Origin of the sequence: Streptomyces sp. NBC_00597, assembly GCF_041431095.1 — a bacterium.
Taxonomy (GTDB): domain Bacteria; phylum Actinomycetota; class Actinomycetes; order Streptomycetales; family Streptomycetaceae; genus Streptomyces.
This window is the reverse complement of record NZ_CP107757.1, coordinates 3,020,175-3,038,602: the sequence shown is the minus strand read 5'-3', so window position 1 is coordinate 3,038,602 and position 18,428 is coordinate 3,020,175. Positions and strand designations below refer to the sequence as shown.

At 72.9% G+C, this 18,428-nt stretch carries 19 protein-coding genes and 1 pseudogene; 12 read left to right on the top strand and 8 right to left on the bottom strand.

What is annotated here, in order from left to right:
• Positions 1 to 80 precede the first annotated feature (80 nt).
• The 3 genes from OG974_RS13485 to OG974_RS13475 all read left to right on the top strand — a co-directional run bounded on the left by OG974_RS13485 (position 81) and on the right by OG974_RS13475 (position 2,695).
• Positions 81 to 863, top strand: coding sequence for an SDR family oxidoreductase (locus tag OG974_RS13485; RefSeq protein ID WP_327282934.1), 783 nt, complete (start codon positions 81 to 83; stop codon positions 861 to 863).
• 63 nt (positions 864 to 926) lie between these two features.
• Positions 927 to 1,514 carry a TetR/AcrR family transcriptional regulator gene (locus OG974_RS13480; RefSeq protein ID WP_327282933.1) on the top strand — a complete coding sequence of 196 codons (588 nt, stop codon included), beginning with the start codon at positions 927 to 929 and terminating at the stop codon, positions 1,512 to 1,514.
• Between the two features lie 23 nt (positions 1,515 to 1,537).
• Positions 1,538 to 2,695: an acetyl-CoA C-acetyltransferase gene (locus OG974_RS13475; protein WP_327282932.1), complete on the top strand. Its 1,158-nt coding sequence runs from the start codon at positions 1,538 to 1,540 to the stop codon at positions 2,693 to 2,695.
• Between the two features lie 32 nt (positions 2,696 to 2,727).
• Here OG974_RS13475 and OG974_RS13470 read toward each other — a convergent pair whose 3' ends face one another.
• Positions 2,728 to 3,366, bottom strand: coding sequence for an SIMPL domain-containing protein (locus OG974_RS13470; protein WP_327282931.1), 639 nt, complete (start codon positions 3,364 to 3,366; stop codon positions 2,728 to 2,730).
• Between the two features lie 213 nt (positions 3,367 to 3,579).
• On the opposite strand from OG974_RS13470, the gene OG974_RS13465 reads away from it, so the two are divergent.
• Positions 3,580 to 3,783 carry a cold-shock protein gene (locus OG974_RS13465; RefSeq protein WP_030010141.1) on the top strand — a complete coding sequence of 68 codons (204 nt, stop codon included), beginning with the start codon at positions 3,580 to 3,582 and terminating at the stop codon, positions 3,781 to 3,783.
• Positions 3,784 to 3,887: 104 nt separating this feature from the next.
• Complete coding sequence (locus OG974_RS13460) at positions 3,888 to 5,570, top strand: DEAD/DEAH box helicase (protein ID WP_327282930.1); 1,683 nt, start codon at positions 3,888 to 3,890, stop codon at positions 5,568 to 5,570.
• A gap of 85 nt (positions 5,571 to 5,655) precedes the next feature.
• Here the strand turns inward: OG974_RS13460 and OG974_RS13455 are convergent, their stop codons facing one another.
• Genes OG974_RS13455 through OG974_RS13435 form a run of 5 tightly spaced genes read right to left on the bottom strand, consistent with a single transcriptional unit; the run spans position 5,656 to position 10,047 of the window.
• Complete coding sequence (locus tag OG974_RS13455; RefSeq protein WP_328762412.1) at positions 5,656 to 6,585, bottom strand: tyrosine-protein phosphatase; 930 nt, start codon at positions 6,583 to 6,585, stop codon at positions 5,656 to 5,658.
• Positions 6,586 to 6,616: 31 nt separating this feature from the next.
• Positions 6,617 to 7,693 carry a nitronate monooxygenase gene (locus OG974_RS13450; protein WP_327282928.1) on the bottom strand — a complete coding sequence of 359 codons (1,077 nt, stop codon included), beginning with the start codon at positions 7,691 to 7,693 and terminating at the stop codon, positions 6,617 to 6,619.
• Positions 7,694 to 7,697: 4 nt separating this feature from the next.
• Positions 7,698 to 8,444, bottom strand: a complete 747-nt coding sequence (locus OG974_RS13445) for a CoA-transferase (RefSeq protein ID WP_327282927.1) — start codon at positions 8,442 to 8,444, stop codon at positions 7,698 to 7,700.
• Complete coding sequence (locus OG974_RS13440; RefSeq protein WP_327282926.1) at positions 8,441 to 9,292, bottom strand: CoA-transferase; 852 nt, start codon at positions 9,290 to 9,292, stop codon at positions 8,441 to 8,443. The genes OG974_RS13445 and OG974_RS13440 overlap by 4 nt, the downstream gene beginning before the upstream one ends.
• On the bottom strand, positions 9,289 to 10,047 hold the full coding sequence (locus OG974_RS13435; RefSeq protein ID WP_327282925.1) for an enoyl-CoA hydratase family protein: 759 nt from the start codon (positions 10,045 to 10,047) through the stop codon (positions 9,289 to 9,291). Before OG974_RS13435 ends, OG974_RS13440 begins: the two co-directional genes overlap by 4 nt.
• A gap of 56 nt (positions 10,048 to 10,103) precedes the next feature.
• Between OG974_RS13435 and OG974_RS13430 the strand changes: the two genes are divergently transcribed.
• The 3 genes from OG974_RS13430 (at position 10,104) to OG974_RS13420 (ending at position 12,637) form a co-directional block, all read left to right on the top strand.
• Entirely contained in the window at positions 10,104 to 10,868 is a 765-nt protein-coding gene (locus OG974_RS13430; RefSeq protein WP_327282924.1) for an SDR family oxidoreductase, read from the top strand.
• Position 10,869: 1 nt separating this feature from the next.
• On the top strand, positions 10,870 to 11,778 hold the full coding sequence (locus tag OG974_RS13425) for an SDR family oxidoreductase (RefSeq protein WP_327282923.1): 909 nt from the start codon (positions 10,870 to 10,872) through the stop codon (positions 11,776 to 11,778).
• Positions 11,779 to 11,923: 145 nt separating this feature from the next.
• On the top strand, positions 11,924 to 12,637 hold the full coding sequence (locus OG974_RS13420) for an NUDIX domain-containing protein (RefSeq protein ID WP_327282922.1): 714 nt from the start codon (positions 11,924 to 11,926) through the stop codon (positions 12,635 to 12,637).
• A 78-nt stretch (positions 12,638 to 12,715) separates the two neighbouring features.
• On the opposite strand, the gene OG974_RS13415 is transcribed toward OG974_RS13420, so the two are convergent.
• Positions 12,716 to 13,189 (bottom strand): MarR family transcriptional regulator, encoded by a 474-nt coding sequence (locus OG974_RS13415; protein WP_327282921.1) that lies wholly within the window; start codon positions 13,187 to 13,189, stop codon positions 12,716 to 12,718.
• Positions 13,190 to 13,298: 109 nt separating this feature from the next.
• Between OG974_RS13415 and OG974_RS13410 the strand changes: the two genes are divergently transcribed.
• Positions 13,299 to 14,792, top strand: a complete 1,494-nt coding sequence (locus OG974_RS13410) for an MFS transporter (protein WP_327282920.1) — start codon at positions 13,299 to 13,301, stop codon at positions 14,790 to 14,792.
• A gap of 162 nt (positions 14,793 to 14,954) precedes the next feature.
• Here the strand turns inward: OG974_RS13410 and OG974_RS13405 are convergent, their stop codons facing one another.
• Positions 14,955 to 15,842, bottom strand: a complete 888-nt coding sequence (locus OG974_RS13405; protein WP_327282919.1) for a hypothetical protein — start codon at positions 15,840 to 15,842, stop codon at positions 14,955 to 14,957.
• A gap of 122 nt (positions 15,843 to 15,964) precedes the next feature.
• On the opposite strand from OG974_RS13405, the gene OG974_RS13400 reads away from it, so the two are divergent.
• From OG974_RS13400 to OG974_RS13390, 3 genes and pseudogenes are all read left to right on the top strand, one after another.
• The gene (locus tag OG974_RS13400; RefSeq protein WP_327282918.1) at positions 15,965 to 16,747 is read left to right on the top strand and encodes a serine protease; all 783 of its coding nucleotides are present in this window, start codon (positions 15,965 to 15,967) and stop codon (positions 16,745 to 16,747) included.
• A 202-nt stretch (positions 16,748 to 16,949) separates the two neighbouring features.
• A pseudogene (locus OG974_RS13395) lies at positions 16,950 to 17,375 on the top strand (LuxR C-terminal-related transcriptional regulator); the annotation flags it as partial.
• A 639-nt stretch (positions 17,376 to 18,014) separates the two neighbouring features.
• Positions 18,015 to 18,383 carry a chorismate mutase gene (locus OG974_RS13390; RefSeq protein WP_327282917.1) on the top strand — a complete coding sequence of 123 codons (369 nt, stop codon included), beginning with the start codon at positions 18,015 to 18,017 and terminating at the stop codon, positions 18,381 to 18,383.
• Positions 18,384 to 18,428: the final 45 nt, after the last annotated feature.

Here is an 18,428-nt window from a genome sequence, read left to right as displayed (position 1 = left end):
CCCCTCCAACGCCCTTCACGCTTCCCTAACAAGTGTTTGGTAGGTTACCGTACGGCCATGAGCAGCGTCGAGGAGTGCGCATGAACGAGCCCCGCTACGTGGCCGGCCACCGCCTGCTGGACGGCCGCAGCGCCGTCATCACCGCCGCCGCCGGAGCCGGGATCGGCGGCGCCACCGCCCGCCGCTTCCTGGAGGAGGGCGCCCGCATCGTCATCGGCGACGCCCACGCCCGCCGCCTGAAGGAGACCGAGCAGGCGCTCGCCGCCGAGTTCGGCGCCGACCGCGTCACCTCCCTGCCCTGCGACGTCACCGACGAGGACCAGGTCAGGGCCCTTTTCGCCTGCGCCGAACAGGCCCACGGCGGCCTGGACGTCGTCGTCAACAACGCCGGCCTCGGAGGCACCGCCGCCCTCGTCGACATGACCGACGAACAGTGGGGCAAGGTCCTCGACGTCACCCTGAACGGCACCTTCCGCTGCACCCGCGCCGCACTGCGCTCGCTGAAGGCCTCCGGGCGGGGCGGGGTCGTCGTCAACAACGCCTCCGTGGTCGGCTGGCGCGCCCAGACCGGCCAGGCCCACTACGCCGCGGCCAAGGCCGGGGTGATGGCCCTGACCCGCTGCGCGGCACTGGAGGCCGCCGAGTTCGGCGTACGGGTCAACGCGGTGGCCCCCAGCCTGGCCATGCACCCGCACCTGGTGAAGGTCACCAGCGAGGAACTGCTGGGCGAGCTCACGGCCCGCGAGGCGTTCGGCCGCTACGCCGAGCCCTGGGAGGTCGCCAACGTCATCGTCTTCCTGGCCAGCGGCTACTCGTCGTACATGACGGGCGAGACCGTCTCGGTCAGCAGCCAGCACGCGTAGGTCGAGAATGGGCGCGTGCCAACGAACCAGCCGACCAGGCCGACACCCAAGAAGAAGCCCCAGGTGACAGCCTCACTCGAACGCCGGCGCGAGCTCCTCGACACCGCCGCCGAGGTCTTCGCCGCGCAGGGCTACAACGCCACCACCGTCCGTAAGATCGCCGACGCCGCCGGCATGCTCGCCGGCAGCCTCTACTACCACTTCGATTCCAAGGAATCGATGCTCGACGAGATCCTCTCGGCCTTCCTGAACGAGCTGTGGGCGGGGTACGACACCGTCCTCGCCGCCGGCCTCGGCCCGCGGGAAACCATCGAGGCCCTCGTCACCGAGTCCTTCCGGGAGATCGACCGGCACCGCGCCGCCGTCGCGATCTACCAGAAGGAATCCCGGCACCTGTCCGCGCAGCCCCGCTTCCGGTACCTGTCCGACTCGCAGCAGAAGTTCGAGAAGGCCTGGCTCGGGACGCTGGAGCGCGGGGTCGCCGCCCAGGTCTTCCGGGCCGACCTCGACATCCGCCTCACCTACCGCTTCGTCCGCGACACGGTGTGGGTCGCGGCGTCCTGGTACCGGCCGGGAGGACAGCACAGCCCCGAGGAGATCGCCCGCCAGTACCTGTCGATGGTGCTCGACGGGATCGCCGTACGCAGCTGACCCGACCGAACCGAGGAGTCCCGATGCCCGAGGCCTACATAGTCGAAGCGGTACGCACCCCCGTGGGGCGGCGCGGGGGAGGCCTGTCCGCGGTCCACCCGGCCGACCTGGGCGCGCACGCCCTGAAGGCGCTGGTCGAGCGGTCCGGGGTGGATCCGGCCGCCGTCGAAGACGTGGTCTTCGGCTGCCTGGACACGGTGGGCCCCCAGGCCGGGGACATCGCACGCACGGCATGGCTGGCGGCGGGGCTACCGGAGGAGGTGCCCGGCGTCACCGTGGACCGCCAGTGCGGCTCCTCGCAGCAGGCCGTCCACTTCGCGGCGCAGGGCGTGCTCTCCGGGACCCAGGAGCTGGTCGTCGCGGGCGGGACCCAGAACATGTCGATGATCCCGATCGCCTTCGCGTCCCGTCAGGCCGCGGAACCGCTCGGCCTCACCGAGGGCCCGTACGCGGGCAGCGAGGGCTGGCGCGCCCGGTACGGCCACGCCCCCGTCAACCAGTTCCACGGCGCGCAGCTGATCGCACAGAAGTGGGGCATCACGCGGCGCGACATGGAGGAGTTCGCGCTCCGCTCCCACCAGCGGGCGGTGCGCGCCATCGACGAGGGCCGTTTCGACCGGGAGACGGTGGCCTACGGGGACGTCCGCTTCGACGAGGGCCCCCGCCGGGACACCACCCTGGAGAAGATGGCCGGCCTGCGCCCGGTCGTCGAGGGCGGCACCATCACGGCGGCCGTCTCCTCCCAGGTCTCGGACGGCGCGGCGGCGATGCTGATCGCCTCCGAGCGGGCGGTGGCCGAACACGGCCTGCGGCCGCGGGCCCGCATCCACCACCTGTCCGTACGGGGCGAGGACCCCATCCGCATGCTGTCGGCCCCGATCCCGGCCACGGCGTACGCCCTGAAGAAGACCGGCATGACCCTGGACGACATCGACCTGGTGGAGATCAACGAGGCGTTCGCCCCGGTCGTCCTGGCCTGGCTGAAGGAGACCGGCGCCGACCCCGAACGGGTGAACGTCAACGGCGGCGCGATCGCCCTGGGTCACCCGTTGGGTGCCACCGGCGTCAAGCTGATGACCACCCTGCTCCACGAACTGGAACGCACGGGCGGCCGCTACGGCCTCCAGACCATGTGCGAGGGCGGCGGCCAGGCCAACGTCACCATCATCGAACGCCTCTGACGCGCCGCCCGACCGGCACCGCGGCCGCGGCCTTACGGCAGCAGCGCGAAGCCGAGCAGGACGGCCGCCTCGACCTGGACGGATCCCGGGGCGAGGGCCCCGTCGTGCTCCGGGTCCCCGCCCGTGCGCCGGCCGTGGCTGCGCATGCCCGTCGACTCCGGGTCCACGTCCTGGATGTGGATCACCGCGCCGAGGCGGACCCCGCAGGCCTCGGCGTACACCCCGGCCTTGCGGCGGGCGGCCGCGACGGCCCGGCGCCGCGCCTCGTCGCGCATCGCGGGCTTGTCCTCCACCTCGAAGCGCACGTCGTCGACGCGGTTCACGCCCGCCGTGACGAGGTCGTCGATCAGTACTTCGAGGCGGTCGAGCGCCTGCGTGCGAACCGTGTACTTCGCCTCGCAGCCGTACCCCTTGAAGGTCCGCTCCGCGCCGTAGCCGGCGTACTCGGAGGTCAGGCGCAGCCGGGAGCCGGAGACGTCCGCGTCGGGTATGTCGTGCTCGCGCAGGACGGCGCGCAGCCCCGCCACGACCGTGCCCGCCTCGGTGTAGGACTCCTTGGGCGTCGGGGCGACGACGTCCACCGCCAGGTCGATCTCGGCGAAACGGGGTTCCGCGGTCACGCTGCCGGCGCCGAGCACGCTGAGCCCCCAGGGCTCTCTGATCGCTGTCATCCGGGCAGTGAACCAAGATCCGTCCGGCGGCACCAGCGGGTTCCCGGTGGTGTCGGCGGCGGCCCGGGGGCGAGGTGTGCTAGCTTAGGACCCGTTGCAGTTGTGGTACCCATGAACTTTATGTGCGCCTGACGGGAATGTTCCTCAGGCGCTTTTATTGTTTTGCCGGACTCTCCGGATGGGGCCCTTTGCCGCCTATTCAGGAGATTTAAAATGGCACTTGGCACCGTGAAGTGGTTCAACTCGGAAAAGGGCTTCGGCTTCATCGAGCAGGACGGTGGCGGCCCGGACGTCTTCGCCCACTACTCGAACATCGCCACCCAGGGCTTCCGTGAGCTCCAGGAGGGCCAGCGCGTGTCCTTCGACGTCACCCAGGGTCAGAAGGGCCCCCAGGCGGAGAACATCATCCCCGCCTAATTCCTTCAGCATGCCGGGGCCCGCACCGCGAGGTGCGGGCCCCGGCTTGTCTGCTGTTTCGACTTGCTTGTAGTACCAGCCGGTTTTCAGGAGGGCTTTCTCGCATGACCAGCTCCAGCTCCGCACGACCCAGCCGCCGCCCCACTCGGGGCCGAGGTGCGGCACAGGGACGTCCGAAGGCTGGCGCGGGACGGCAGAAGTCCGCCCCCGTCGCCAGGCCGCAAGAATTCACCATGCCCGAACCGCTGACCCCGGCCCTGCCGCCGGTGGCCGCGTTCGCGGACATGGGCATGCCCGAGGCGCTGCTGAAGACCCTCGCCGCCCAGGGCGTCACCGAGCCGTTCCCGATCCAGGCCGCGACGCTGCCGAACTCGCTCGCCGGCCGTGACCTGCTCGGCCGCGGCCGCACCGGCTCCGGCAAGACGCTGGCCTTCGGCCTGGCGCTGCTGGCCCGCACCGCCGGCCGCCGCGCACAGCCGAAGCAGCCGCTCGCGCTGGTCCTCGTACCGACGCGCGAACTCGCGCAGCAGGTGACCGACGCCCTGGCCCCGTACGCCACGGCCGTCAACCTGCGCATCGCGACCGTCGTCGGCGGCATGTCGATCAACCGGCAGTCCGGGGCCCTGCGCCGCGGCGCCGAGGTGCTCGTCGCCACCCCCGGCCGTCTGAAGGACCTCATCGACCGCGGCGACGCCGACCTCTCGCAGGTCGCGATCACCGTCCTCGACGAGGCCGACCAGATGACCGACATGGGCTTCATGCCGCAGGTCACCGCGCTGCTCAAGCAGGTCCAGCCCGAGGGCCAGACCATGCTGTTCTCGGCGACCCTCGACAAGAACATCGACAAGCTCGTCAAGATGTTCCTGCACGACCCGGTCGCCTTCTCCGTCGACCCGTCCGCCGGTGCGGTCAGCACGATGGAGCACCACGTCCTGTACGTCATGGACGAGACCGACAAGAAGGCCGTGGCGACGCGCATAGCCGCCCGCGACGGCCGGGTGATCATGTTCGTGGACACCAAGCGCGGTGTCGACCGCCTGGTCAAGAAGCTCCAGGCGGACGGGGTCCGCGCCTCCGGCCTGCACGGCGGCCGCTCGCAGCCGCAGCGCAACCGGACCCTGGACTGGTTCAAGACGGGCGAGGTCACCGCGCTGATCGCCACCAACGTGGCCGCCCGCGGCATCCACATCGACGACCTGGACCTCGTCGTCAACATCGACCCGCCGACCGACCACAAGGACTACCTGCACCGCGGCGGCCGCACCGCCCGTGCCGGCGAGTCCGGCAGCGTGGTCACCCTGGTCCTGCCCGACCAGAAGCGGGACATGTCCCGCCTGATGTCGGACGCCGGGATCTCCCCGCGCACCGCGCAGATCAAGTCCTCCGACGAGGAGCTGTCCCGGCTCACCGGCGCCAAGGAGCCCTCGGGCATCCCCGTGGTGCTGGAGGTGCCGCAGCCGGCCCCGGCCAAGGCGCGCGGCGGCTCCGGCTCGGGTGGCGGCTCCGGCACGCGCCGCCGGTCGGGCGGCGCCCGTACCGGCTCCGCCACGGGCGGCGCCCCGGCGGCCGGCGGTCGAGGCCGCCGCTCCGGCGGGCAGGGCTCGGCCCAGGGCGGCGCGGGCGCGTCGGCCGGGTCGCAGCAGTCCCGCCGGGGCCAGGGCGGCTCCGCCGGTACCGGCGGCCAGGCCCGGCGCAGCGGAGGCGCAGCCCCCGCTGGCGGCGCGGCCGCGGCCTCGGCCCGTAGCCGGGTCGGCTCCGGCGGCCAGGGACGGCGCCGGGCGGTCTGACCCGCCCCCGATCACACGATGACGCCGGGCAGCACCTGCGGGTGCTGCCCGGCGTCGTGCTGTCGCCCCCCCCGGGCGGGGTGGGTCAGCGGACCATCCTGCTCTGCAGCTTCACGAGCGTCCGCGCGTCCAGGCCGAGGCCGTCCGTGAGGTAGCCGTAGAAACCGCCGTAGTCCGCGGCCAGTTGCGCGGTCGCCGCGTCCAGGTAGTCCTGGCGGACCTCTTGGAGCGGGATCAGCAGGTCCGGGTTCTGCATCCGCCCGGACTGCTTGAGGCCCGCCCGCACCTGGGCGTCGTACGCGGCACGGAACGTGTTCGACGCGAGGTAGTCGCGCGTGGCGGTGTCCTCGGGGACGGCCAACGCCCGCAGGAGGACGTAAGCCATCCAGCCCGTCCGGTCCTTGCCCGAGGTGCAGTGGAACAGCAGCGGGCCCTGGCTGCCGTCCGCGATCTCCCGCAGGGTCGCCGCGAACTGCGCCCGGTTCTCGGGGCTGGTCACGAAGGTGCGGTAGATGTCGCGCATGTAGGCCTCGGCGCGGCCGCCTCCGAGCATCTGCTCCTGCGTGGCGGGGTCACCGCTGGAGATCGCGCCGACGAGCGTTCCGTACAGGCCGAGGTCGCTGACCGGGCGGGAAGTGGCGGTGAGCCCAGCGGGCAGCCGGTCGGCGCCGTCGTACTGGAGCTCCATGGGGATGCGGAAATCGACGACCTTGCCCAGGCCGAGACCGGAGACGGTGGTGACGTCCGCCGGGGTCAGCTTGTTGAGCGCGTCGGAGCGGTAGACCAGCCCCTGACGGACCTGGCCGCCGGTCCAGGTGCGGTAGCCGCCCAGGTCGCGGACGTTGACCGCGCCTTGGAGCGGGATCTGGCGAGTCGTTTCCGCCTGCTGGTGGTACCGGCCTGAGGCGGTGGCGCCCGCCACCGGCGCGGCGTACGCGGAGGCGGCGGGCAGGGTGGCGACGGCGAGGGCGGAAGCGAGCGCCGCGGTCACCAGGCGGGTTCGGGCACGGCTCATCTGTGGCGACTCCTGAGGAGGAGAAGGGGGATCACCCTGGTGGTGGCAGGGCGTCGAGCGAGTGCAGGCGTTCCAGTCGTGCCAGCACGGTGTGCGCCTCGGCCATGACGCGGGCGACGAGCTCCGCACAGGACGGCAGATCCTCGATCACGCCCGCGACCTGGCCCGATGCCATGACGCCGAGGTCCGTACGGCCCTCGACCATGGACGCCTTGAGGAGCATGGGGGTGTTCGCGGCGAGCAGGACCTGGCTCCAGGACAGGTCCTTGCCGTGTTTCATCGCGAGGCCGTCGCGCACCATCCGCGGCCACGACAGCCCCGAGAGCCTGCGGAACGCGGCCGCGTGCCGGACCGCCCGGGCCAGGGCGCGCGTGCGGCCCGCCCGCTCCAGGGAGGCGACCAGCTCGGTGCGCAGCATCCGGTGCGGCAGCCCGTCCACGGCCGTCGTGACCGTGACGTCCTTGACGCCGGCCGCCAGGTACCGCGCCTTGACCGCGTCCGGAACGGTGGAGTCCGAAGTCAGTAGGAAACGGGTGCCCATGGCGATGCCCGCGGCCCCGTACGACAGTGCGGCGACCAGGCCGCGCCCGTCGTGGAAGCCGCCCGCGGCGACCACCGGGATGTCCACCGCGTCGACCACCTGCGGCAGCAGCACCGTCGTGGCGACGTCCCCGGTGTGCCCGCCGCCTTCGCCGCCCTGCACGATCACCGCGTCGGCCCCCCACGCGGCGACCTTCTCGGCGTGCCGCCGCGCCCCGATCGACGGGATCACCACCACGCCCGCGTCCTTGAGCCGGGCGATCAGCTCCTTCGACGGCGCGAGCGCGAACGAGGCGACCCGTACGCCCTCGTCGATGATCAGCTGCGCGCGTTCGGCCGCGTCCCCGGCGTCCGCGCGCAGGTTGACCCCGAACGGTGCGTCCGTACGGGACTTGACCTCCCGGACCGCCGACCGCAGCTGCTCCACGGTCATCGTCGCCGAGGCCAGGATGCCCAGGGCGCCCGCCCCCGCCGCGCCCGAGACCAGCCGGGGGCCCGCCACCCAGCCCATGCCCGTCTGCACGATCGGGTGCTCGACACCGACCAGCCGGGTGAATGCCGTCTCCATCGCGTCAGCCCCGCACTTCCCGGTCGCGCAGCCCCTTCGGGTCGATCACCTCGCGGATCAGCCGCAGTTCCTCGACGGTCGGCTCCCGCGTGTACGGGACCTCGCCGTCCGGGGAGTCGACCGCCAGGGCGAACCCGGTGGCCTCCCGGACCTGTTCGACGCTCACGCCCGGGTGGAGGGAGGCCAGGCGCATCGAGTGGTCCGGGCCGCCGAAATCGAAGACGCCGAGATCGCTGACCACCCGGGGGAGCCGGTGGAAGCGGGTCACCCCCGCCGCGCCGGCCCGGTCGTAGCCGACCCCGCACACCATGTCGACCCGCTCGACGAACACCCGCGGCGAATGCTTCGGCACCCAGTAACTCACCGGATTGTTCAAGGTGTTGACGGGCGCCCCGCGCACCCCGAGGAGCTGGCGGACCGGCCGCTCCCAGTCGCCGATGCAGGAGATGTTCTGGTTGCCGAACCGGTCGAGCTGGCTGGCGCCCATCATCACGTGCCGGCGCCCGCCGGTGACCATCGTGAGGTGGCGCCGGTACGGGAGCCAGCCCTCGGTCTCCCCGTCCGGGCCGACGAGCAGCGCCTCGCCGTCGGTCAGCAGCAGGTCCGGGGAGAACGTCCGCTTCGCCAGCCGGGCCCCGAAGGACGGGATCGGGCCCATCGGACTGGCGAGCACCTCGCCGTTGCCGCGCCAGGCCTCGGCGCAGGCGATCACGCAGTACTCCGCGCGGGACGCGGCCGTCGCTGTGCTCACTGCTGCTCCTCGTGCCAGGCCTGGACGGCCGACTGGTAGGCGTGCTCGCTGCCGCCGGACAGGAAACGGGCGCGGAACTCCGGCCAGGGGGTGGCCGCGTACAGCTTCTGGAACGCCTCGTCACGCCCGTAGTCGGGGACGCAGGAGGTGAAGTGCGCGCCGTTCGGGGTCTCGACGACACCGGTGACGGAGTGCCGGCTGACCAGCAGGGACTGCGGCGGCCCGGCCTTGGACAGCTCGGAGGTCTCCACGAGCTGCTCGCAGGAGACGTACGCGGCGTCGGCGGCCTCGCAGAACAGGTCGTCGAAGTACGGGTCCGGGCCCAGGTACTGGGCGTTGCCGAGGCGGTCGGCCCGGTTCAGGTGGACGAGGGCGGCGTCCAGGCGCAGGGCGGGGACGGCCACGAACTCCTCGCCGTCGGCGTAGGGCGAGGTGATCGTCCGCAGCTCCGGGTTGACCCGCATGACGTCGGAGCCCAGGCCCGCGCGGACGGGGAGGAAGGGGAGCCGGTTCGCGGCGGCGTGCAGGCCCCACATGAACATGGCCTCGTCGTACTCGGTCAGGGTGAAGGCGCAGCTCTCGCGGGCGGCCCGGAAATGCGGCTCCAGCGGAATCGAGTCGAGGGTGGCGAAGGGGGCGACGAGCCTGCGGATCCGGCCGGCCGCCGCGAGCAGGCCGACGTCGGGGCCGCCGTACGAGACCACGGTGAGATCGGTGATCTCGGAGCGGAGCAGTGCCCGCACCAGGGCCATGGGCTTGCGCCGCGATCCCCAGCCGCCGATGCCGAGGGTCATCCCGCTGCGCAGCTGCCCGACCACCTCGTCGGGGGTCATGGACTTGTCGGTCATGAGCGCTCCTTCTCGCCGGGCCCTGCGAAGGTGTTGCGGACCCGGTCGGCGACCCCGCTCAGGTTGGCTTCGAACGTGAACCCCTGCTCGAAGCGGTAGCTGCGCCGGACGTCGACGGGGTCGATGCCGTTGATGGCCGCCTTGGCCAGCCGGATCAGGTAGCCGTCCTTCTGTGCGATCTCGGCGGCCAGTTCGAGGGCCGCGGCCCGCAGCCGCGCGCGCGGGACGACCTGCCACACCGAGCCGTGCGCGTGCAGTTCGGCGGCGGTGGCGGTGCGCGAGGTGTAGTACAGGGCGCGCATCAGGTGCTGCGGGACCAGGCGGGCCAGATGGGTGGCGGCGCCGAGCGCGCCCCGGTCGAGCTCGGGGAGCCCGAAGGTGGCGTCCTCGCTGGCCACGATCGCGTCGGCGTTGCCGACGAGGCCGATGCCGCCGCCCAGGCAGAACCCGTGCACTTCCGCGACGACCGGCACCTCGCACTCGTACACGGCTGCGAAGGCCTCGTAGCAGCCGCGGTTGGCGCCGATGAGGGCGGCGTGGCCGGTGTCGCGCTGCATCTCCTTGATGTCGACGCCGGCGTTGAAGCCGCGGCCCTCGGCGGCCAGGACGACGCACCGGGTCCCGTGGTCGCGGCCGGCGGCGCGCAGGGCGTCGGCGAGGTCGTACCAGCCCTGTACGGGAAGCGCGTTGACGGGCGGGAAGTCGACCGTGACCAGTGCGACGCCCTTGTCGGGGCTTGAGGTGGAGACACCCATGAGAGGATCAGCTACCTTTCCACCAAACATTTGTTAGGTGAGGAAGGTAGCAGCCCATGGAGCTGGACGGGAGGGTTGTCGTCGTCACCGGCGGAACCCGCGGCGTCGGGGCCGGAATCGCCCGGTCGTTCCTCGAAGCGGGCGCGCAGGTCGTCGTCTGCGCCCGCCGCCCGCCGCCGCAGCCGGTGTCCGCGGAGGGGCGCTCGGCCGCCTTCGCTCCGCTGGACCTGCGTGATCAGGCCGCCGTCCAGGAGTTCTTCACCGGGATCGGGCGCCGGTACGGGCGGCTCGACTGCCTGGTGAACAACGCGGGCGGGACCCCGTACCGGCTGCTGGGGGAGGGCGAGGCGCAACGGCACGCGCGGGTCGTCGAACTGAACCTGGTGGCCCCGATGACGGCCTCGCTGACGGCCTACCCACAGCTGCGGGAGGCGCACGGCTCGGTGGTGATGATCGGCAGCGTCAGCGGGAGCAGGCCCTCGCCCGGGACGGCCGCGTACGGGGCGGCGAAGGCCGGGCTGGAGAACCTGGCCCGCTCCATGGCCGTGGAATGGGCGCCGGAGGTACGGGTGAACTCGCTGGTGCTGGGCATGGTGCGGACCGAGCTGGCGCACCTGCACTACGGGGACGAGGCGGGGATCGCGGCCGTGGGCGCAACGGTTCCGCTGGGGCGGCTGGCGGAGCCCGCGGACGTCGGGGCCGCGGCGGTGTTTCTGGCCTCCGGTCGGGCGGGGTATGTCAGCGGAGCGAGCCTGCTCGTTCACGGGGGCGGGGAGCGCCCGGCGTTTCTGGATGCGGCAACTGTCAACAAGGAGAACTGAGATGGGACTTGCCGAGGGTCGTGTGGTCATCGTGACGGGTGCCGGGCGGGGGCTGGGCCGGGCCCACGCGCTGGCCTTCGCGGCGGAGGGCGCCAAGGTCGTGGTCAACGACCTGGGGGTGGGCCTGGACGGGCAGCCGGGCGAGGACAGCCCGGCCGGTCAGGTCGTCGCGGAGATCCGGGCGCTGGGCGGCGAGGCGGTGGCGCACGGCAAGGACATCGCCTCGCCGGAGGGTGCGTCCTCGCTGGTCGGGGCGGCCCTGTCGGCGTTCGGCCGGCTGGACACGCTGGTCAACAACGCCGGGTTCCTGCGGGACCGGATGCTGGTGAACCTGGAGGAGGCGGACTGGGACGCGGTGATGCGCGTGCATCTGAAGGGGCACTTCCTGCCGCTGAAGTTCGCGGCGGCGCACTGGCGGGCGGAGGCGAAGGCGGGCCGCGCGGTATCGGCCCGGGTGGTCAACACCTCCTCGGGGGCGGGCCTGCTGGGCTCGGTCGGTCAGGGCAACTACAGCGCGGCCAAGGCCGGCATCCTCGGCATGACGCTGGTCGCGGCGGCGGAGATGGGCCGGTACGGGGTCCAGGTCAACGCGATCGCCCCGGCGGCCCGGACGCGGATGACGGAGCAGACGTTCGCGGAGACGATGGCGGAGCCGGGGGAGGGCGCCTTCGACGCGATGGCCCCGGAGAACGTGTCCCCGCTGGTGGTGTGGCTGGGCTCGGACGCCTCGGCGGGGGTCACGGGCCGGGTCTTCGAGGCGGAGGGCGGCCGGATCACGGTGATGGAGGGTTGGCGTCCGGGCCCGACGGCGGACCGCGGAGCACGCTGGACCCCGACCGGGGCGGGCGAGGCGGCCCTCAAACTCCTCGCTGAATCCGAACCCCCGCACCCGGTCTACGGAGCCGAGTAGCCGAGCGGCCGGGGCCGCCCCGGCCGTGGCGCCCGCTCCCGTCCCGGCAGCCCCGCCTGCCCGGGCCGGACCAGGCCGTTCGGTCGGCGCGGGAGCGGGCGCGCGGGCCTGGCCGGGGCGGCGGGGGTGTGCGTACGCTCGGTCGGTGGACAGCGACCCCCGCACCCTCGGCGTGCCCCGCACCCTCGGCGTGCGGATCGAGGCGGACGGGCTGCACCTGACGGCGGCCGAGGACGGGGGCGGGGTCTGCTACACCCTGCCGGAAGCCGGCTCGGACGGCGCGACCACCGCCCTGCCCCTGGCCGAGGCCCTGCACGCCCGGATCCGTCCCGTCGGCTCCGCCGAGGTCGTCCTGCGCGGCTGGACCCGGGGCGACCCGCCCCCGCACGTGGCGTTCGAGGACCCCGCGGCCCGCACCCCCGTCCGGGTCCGCGCCGGCGCGATCGTCATCCGCGACGGGCGGATCCTGCTCATCCACTTCACCGACGAGGCGTACTACGAAATCCCGGGCGGCGGTGTCGAGGCCGGCGAAACCCCGCAGGGCGCCGTCGTACGGGAGCTGCGCGAGGAGTCCGGCCTGGCCGGCGCCGTCCGCGCGGAAGTCGCCCGGGTCTGGAAGGACGGCCGCCGCGAGCACTACTTCACGCTCGACGCCCGGGGCGAACTCGGCCCGCCCGAAACCCTGGACACCTACGGCGGCATCCCGGTGTGGGTGCCCGTCGCGGACCTGCCGCGGACACCGGTGTGGCCGCGCCGGCTGGCCTGGCGCATCGCGCACTGGCACCGGTCCGGCTGGCCCGGCCGGCCCGCCGAACTGGCCGACTCCGTAGAGGACCTGTCCGCGCCCTGCGACTGGTAGCCGAACCCTGCGACCGGCCGCGCCGGGCGGCGACCGGTGGCGACGAAGCGGCCCGGACCGGGACTCCGACGCCCCGGATCAGGACCCGGTCAGCCGGGCCGCCGCGCGCAGTTGGCGGGCGTTGGAGCCCTGGAGGAAGCGGATCACCGTTTCCAGTTCCGCCGTCGTGAACTCGTCGCACAGCTCCGCCACCTCGCGCGCCCAGTCCTCGAACACCGGCCGGATCTCCGTCAGCCGCTCCGGCAGCGCCTCCACCAGCACCCGGCGCTTGTCCGTCGGGTGCTTGACCCGGCGGACGCAGCCCTTGCGTTCCAGCCGGTCGACCAGGCCCGTCACGGAGGCCGGGGCCAGCCCCGAGTACTGCGAGAGCTCCTTCGCCGTCAGGGGGCCGCGCCGCTGGAGTAGGTCGAGGGTCTTCGTCTCGATCGCACTGAGCCCCTGCTTCGCGGCCGCCGCCTCGTGGAACACCACGGTCGCCGCGCTCGTCTCGCGGCCTGTGCGGTTCAGCTCGGCCAGTACCGCTTCCCGGCGGGGGTCCGTCTCGTCGCTCATGGCATCCACCGTAGCAAGTATTTAGTTCGGACGAACGAAAGGCTTGCGATCACACGGTCGTCGATGTCAGTCTTTCGTTCGTCCGAACGAAAGACTTTGGAGGTCCACCATGACCGTGCCCGAGCCCCCGCCCGCTCCCGCCCCCGTGCCCCCGCCGCCCTATCCACGCCGCTGGGCCGCCGCCGGCGTCATGATGGCCGCCGCGCTCATGGACCTGCTCGACGTGACCATCGTCAACGTCGCCATCCCCTCCATCGGCCGGGACCTGCACGCCTCGCAGAGCGCCCTGCAGTGGCTCGTCTCCGCCTACCTCCTCGGCTTCGCCGCCACCCTGATCGTCTCCGGGCACCTCGGCGACCGGTACGGCCGCAAGGTCCTCTTCCTCGCCGGGACCGCCGGCTTCGGCCTCGCGAGCCTCGGCTGCGGCATCGCCCAGAGCCCCACCCAGCTGATCACCGCCCGCGCCGTGCAGGGCGTCATGGCCGCCCTGCTGATGCCCCAGGTGCTCGGTTCGTTCCGCACCCTGTTCCAGGGCAAGGAGCGCGGCGCAGCCTTCGGCATGTACGGGGCCGTCGCCGGATTCGCCTCCGCCGTCGGGCTGCTGCTCGGCGGCCTGCTCACCGACGCCGACCTGTTCGGCTGGGGCTGGCGGTCCGTCTTCCTCGTCAACGTGCCGATCGCCCTCGCCGCCTGCCTGGCCGGCGCCGTGCTGGTCCCCACCACCCGCGAGCGCGGCGCCGGCCGCCCGGACCTCGCCGGCAGCCTCGTCCTCGCCGCGGCCCTGATCGCCATCGTGCTGCCGCTCGTCCAGGGCGAGGCCAACGGCTGGCCGCTGTGGGGCTGGCTGTGCCTGGCCGCCGGAGTCCTCGCCGTCACCGGCCTCGGCGTCCTCGAAGGCCGCCGCCGCGGGACGACCGTCCCGCTGCTCCCGGCCCGCGCCTTCCGGATGCCCGCCTTCTCCGTGGGCCTCGCCGTCCAGCTGCTGTTCTCCGTCGGCATGCAGGGCTTCTTCTTGATCTTCGCGATCTGGCTCCAGGGCAGCCAGGGCTACACCCCGATGCAGGCCGGCGTGCTCACCATCGCCTTCTCCGTCGGCAGCTTCCTGACCGCCCCCGCCGCCGATGCCCTCGCCGTCCGCTTCGGCCGTCTCGTGCTCGCCGCCGGCGCGCTGCTCATGGCGGGCGGCTTCGCCGGGATCTGGTACGCCGTCGCCGCGTCCACCGGCGCGTCCACCGCCTCGGCCGCCGCGCACGCCGGCGCCTGGCCGCTCGTCCCCGGCCTGCTCGTCGCGGGCGCCGGCCTGGGCTTCCTGGTCGTACCGCTCGTGAACGTCGTCCTGTCCGCGGTCCCCGCCGACATCGCGGGCGGAGCCTCCGGGATCTTCTCCACCGCCCAGCAGTTCGGCGGCGCCCTGGGCGCGGCCCTCATCGGCAGCGTCTTCTTCGGCGCCCTCGCCGACGGCGATCCCACACATGCGCTGACCACCGCGATGCCCTGGGTGAGCGCCGGATTCCTGCTCAGCGCCGTGCTCTGCCTGGCCCTGCCGCGCGCTGCGGTGTCCCCCCGGCCGGAGCCCTCCGACGCCGAACTCGCGCCGGTGTGACCGGCACACGCAAACGGCCCCGGCCCCCTGGCGGGAGGTCGGGACCGGGTCCTGCAGTCGTGCGATGAAGTATCACTACCCACTCCTCCCACGCGCCGAACCGCAGTCACCCAACATGTTCTGCCCGGGCTCCGGCGCCGGCCGATGTGGGTCGGGTGTCGGTCAGGTGTCGCAGTCCAGCACCGTTCGGCACAGTCCGCAGCGGGCGCGCACCGGGCCGCGCACCGGCAGCCGCAGCCGCTGCCCGCACACCGGGCACGGGAAGCTCACCCGCGCCCCGCCGGGCTGCTGTTCGAAGCGGTACGAGGCCCCCGGCCCGGCAGTGCCCGCCCGCCGGTCCCGGGCGTAGCGGCGCCGCTGCGCACGGTCCGCGGCCGCCAGGGGGGCCCGGTGCAGCTCCCGTTCGGCGAGCGCGCGGCCGCGCACGTACGCCTCGTACGCCTGGGGGCTGGTGAACCAGGTCGACGGGTCCTCGCCGAGCAGGAGGGCGCGCCGGGCGAGGACGTAGCCGAACTCCTCGGGGGTGAGGTAACCGAGCTTCTGGTGGGTGAGCTCGTCCTCGCGGTACGCGTCGAGGAGCAGCCAGCCGGTCCCGAGGAAGGCGGCGGTGGTGTCGGTGAGGATTTCATTGTCGGCGGTGGTGGGGAAGCGCAGGTCCAGCCGGTGCAGCAGGACGTGGGTGACCTCGTGCGCCAGGGCGGCCGCCAGATCGCGGCGGTGGGTGCGGAAGCGGTCGTTGACCTCGATGAAGTACTCCGGACCCGCGGTCAGTTCCACGGTGGCGGCCTGTTCCATCGGCCGGAAGCAGACCACCATCCGGGCGTCGGGCAGCCGCAGGGCGCGGACGACGGTGGAGGCCACGCGGTGGGCGCCGAGGTGGAGGTCGTCGGTGGGGGAGAAGGCGGCGTCGGCGGGCGGGAGGCTCGTGCCATAGGTGCGGATCCCCTCGTACGAGAGCCGCCGGAACAGTGCGGTGATGGCGGCGCGGACGGTGTCGAGGTGCGGAAATCCGTGCTCGATCGGGTCGTTGCGCCTGCCGTTTCGCGTCATGCCGCCCTCCGCGCCGCACCTTGTCCGAAAAGGCGTCCTTGATGCCCGGCAAGACACGGGTGTGACATGTACGTGTCATTCACCCGATGACGCGCACGGCCCAACCCCCCACGAAAGGCAGTGTGTCGACCGTGTCCACTCTTGCCGCACTCATCAAGCGCACCCTCGCCGTCGGCGCCGTGGCCCTCGCCGCCGTCAGCCTCCAGCCCGGCGCCGCGAACGCCTCCCAGGCCCCCGTCGTCGGCGGCACCCGCGCAGCCCAGGGCGAGTTCCCCTTCATGGTCCGCCTCTCCATGGGCTGCGGCGGCGCCCTCTACACCCAGCAGATCGTCCTTACCGCAGCCCACTGCGTGAACGGCTCCGGCAACAACACCTCCATCACCGCCACCGCCGGAGTCGTCGACCTCAACAGCTCCAGCGCCATCAAGGTCAAGTCCACCAAGGTGCTCCAGGCCCCCGGCTACAACGGCCAGGGCAAGGACTGGGCCCTCATCAAACTGGCCAAACCCATCAACCTGCCCACCCTCAAGATCGCCGACACCAAGGCCTTCGACAACGGCACCTTCACCGTCGCCGGCTGGGGCGCCGCCCGCGAAGGCGGCGGCCAGCAGCGCTACCTCCTCAAGGCCACCGTCCCCTTCGTCTCCGACGCCGCCTGCCAGAGCGCGTACGGCAGCTCCCTCGTCCCCAGTGACGAAATCTGCGCCGGCTTCGACCAGGGCGGAGTCGACACCTGCCAGGGCGACTCCGGCGGCCCGATGTTCCGCCGCGACAACAACAACGCCTGGATCCAGGTCGGCATAGTCAGCTGGGGAGAAGGCTGCGCCCGCCCCGGCTACCCCGGCGTCTACTCCGAGGTCTCCACCTTCGCCTCCGCGATCAAGGCGGCCGCGGCCGGCCTCTGAGCCCCCCGCCTCGTCCTTCCGGCCCATTGCACCGGGGCCGGAAGGACGAAGCACCGCACCCCGTACCCGCGTAACGTCGGCCGGACCGGCACACGGCCGCAGCACCCGAGCCCCGGCCCCGCCCGGTTGCGGGCCGGCGCGCCCGCCGGTCCCATGGGAAGGCACGAACAGCGGGCGACAGTGGGGCCGGCAACACATGGCGATCGTGATCGTCACCACCTTCGACCTCGACGAGTACGTCCACGCCGCGCTCCACGGAGGAGCATCCGGCTTCCTCCTCAAAGACGCCAGCCCCGCGATGCTGGTTGAGGCCGTCCGCGCGGCAGCCGCCGGCGACTCCCTCGTCTCACCCGCCATCACCGTACGACTGCTGCGCGAAATGGCCCCCCGGGCCACCATCACCCAGGCGGCCCGCCGCCCCACGGACCCCCTGACCGAACGCGAACAAGACGTCGTCCGCTGCGTCGCCCGGGGCGGCACCAACGCCGAGATCGCCGTCGAGCCCTACGTCTCCCTGTCCACGGTCAAAACCCACCTGGCCAACGTCCAAACCGAACTCGTAGCCCGGGGCCGCGTGGAAATCGCCGCCTGGGCCTGGGAATCCGGCCCGGCCACCACCCCGCCGTGAGCCCCCTCGCGACATGGGCCCGGCGCCACCCCCACGCCGCCGACGCGATCCGCCTCACCCTCTCCCTCGTCCTGCTCGCACTCGTCACCTTCGAGGGCGTCGTCCTCGCCCGCCAGCCCAGCCTCCGCACGCCGCCGTATGGATCTCCGGCACCCTCGTCCGCCTCAGCGCCGCGCCCTGGCCCACCGTCCCCCTCCTGACCCGCGCCGGGTTCGCCGCCGCCGTCACCTGGACCGTCACCCTCCTGCTCATCTTCGGCAACCACCCCCTCATCGTCTGGGGCGGCGGCGAAGCCATCGCCCTCCTCGTCCTCCTCTCCCAGGTCCTGCTCCGCGCCCCGCCCGCACCGCCGCTGTCCTCGGCCCGCTCCTCGGCCTCGGCTGCACGGCCGTCCCCGTCCCCGTCCGCGACACCGACCCCGGCCGGTTCACGCTCTCCTTCTCGGTCCTCCCGCTGCAACCCGGCTCGCAGCCCGGCCCGCAGCCCCGTTCAGCCCGGCGCGACGGCCCGCAGCACCGCCGGACGCCACCGACGGACGGCCCGGCCCCCGCCGGCCGGCGAAAGGGCGACCGCGCGGCGTCGTCTCACAGGCCGACTGCCAGAGGAATCCACGGCCGCCGCCACGTATTCTCGGGAACCATGAACATCAGCGACCTCGACAACGGCACCGGCAAGGGCACGGCGAAGGACGCGGGCCCGGACACCGCAGCCATCGACGAGACCGTCACCGCCGAGCTGGCCCGCCTGCGCGACAGCATCGACAACATCGACGCGGCCGTGGTCCACATGCTCGCCGAACGCTTCAAGTGCACCCAGCAGGTCGGCCACCTCAAGGCCAAGCACCAGCTGCCCCCCGCCGACCCGACCCGCGAGGCCAGCCAGATCGCCCGGCTCCGCCAGCTCGCCGAAAACGCCAAACTCGACCCCGCGTTCGCCGAGAAACTCCTCAACTTCATCATCGCCGAGGTCATCCGCCACCACGAGACGATCGCCGCGGGCGAAGAGTAGGCGCGGGGAGCAGACTGCCGGGGCCCGCCCGTCGGGCAGCATGGG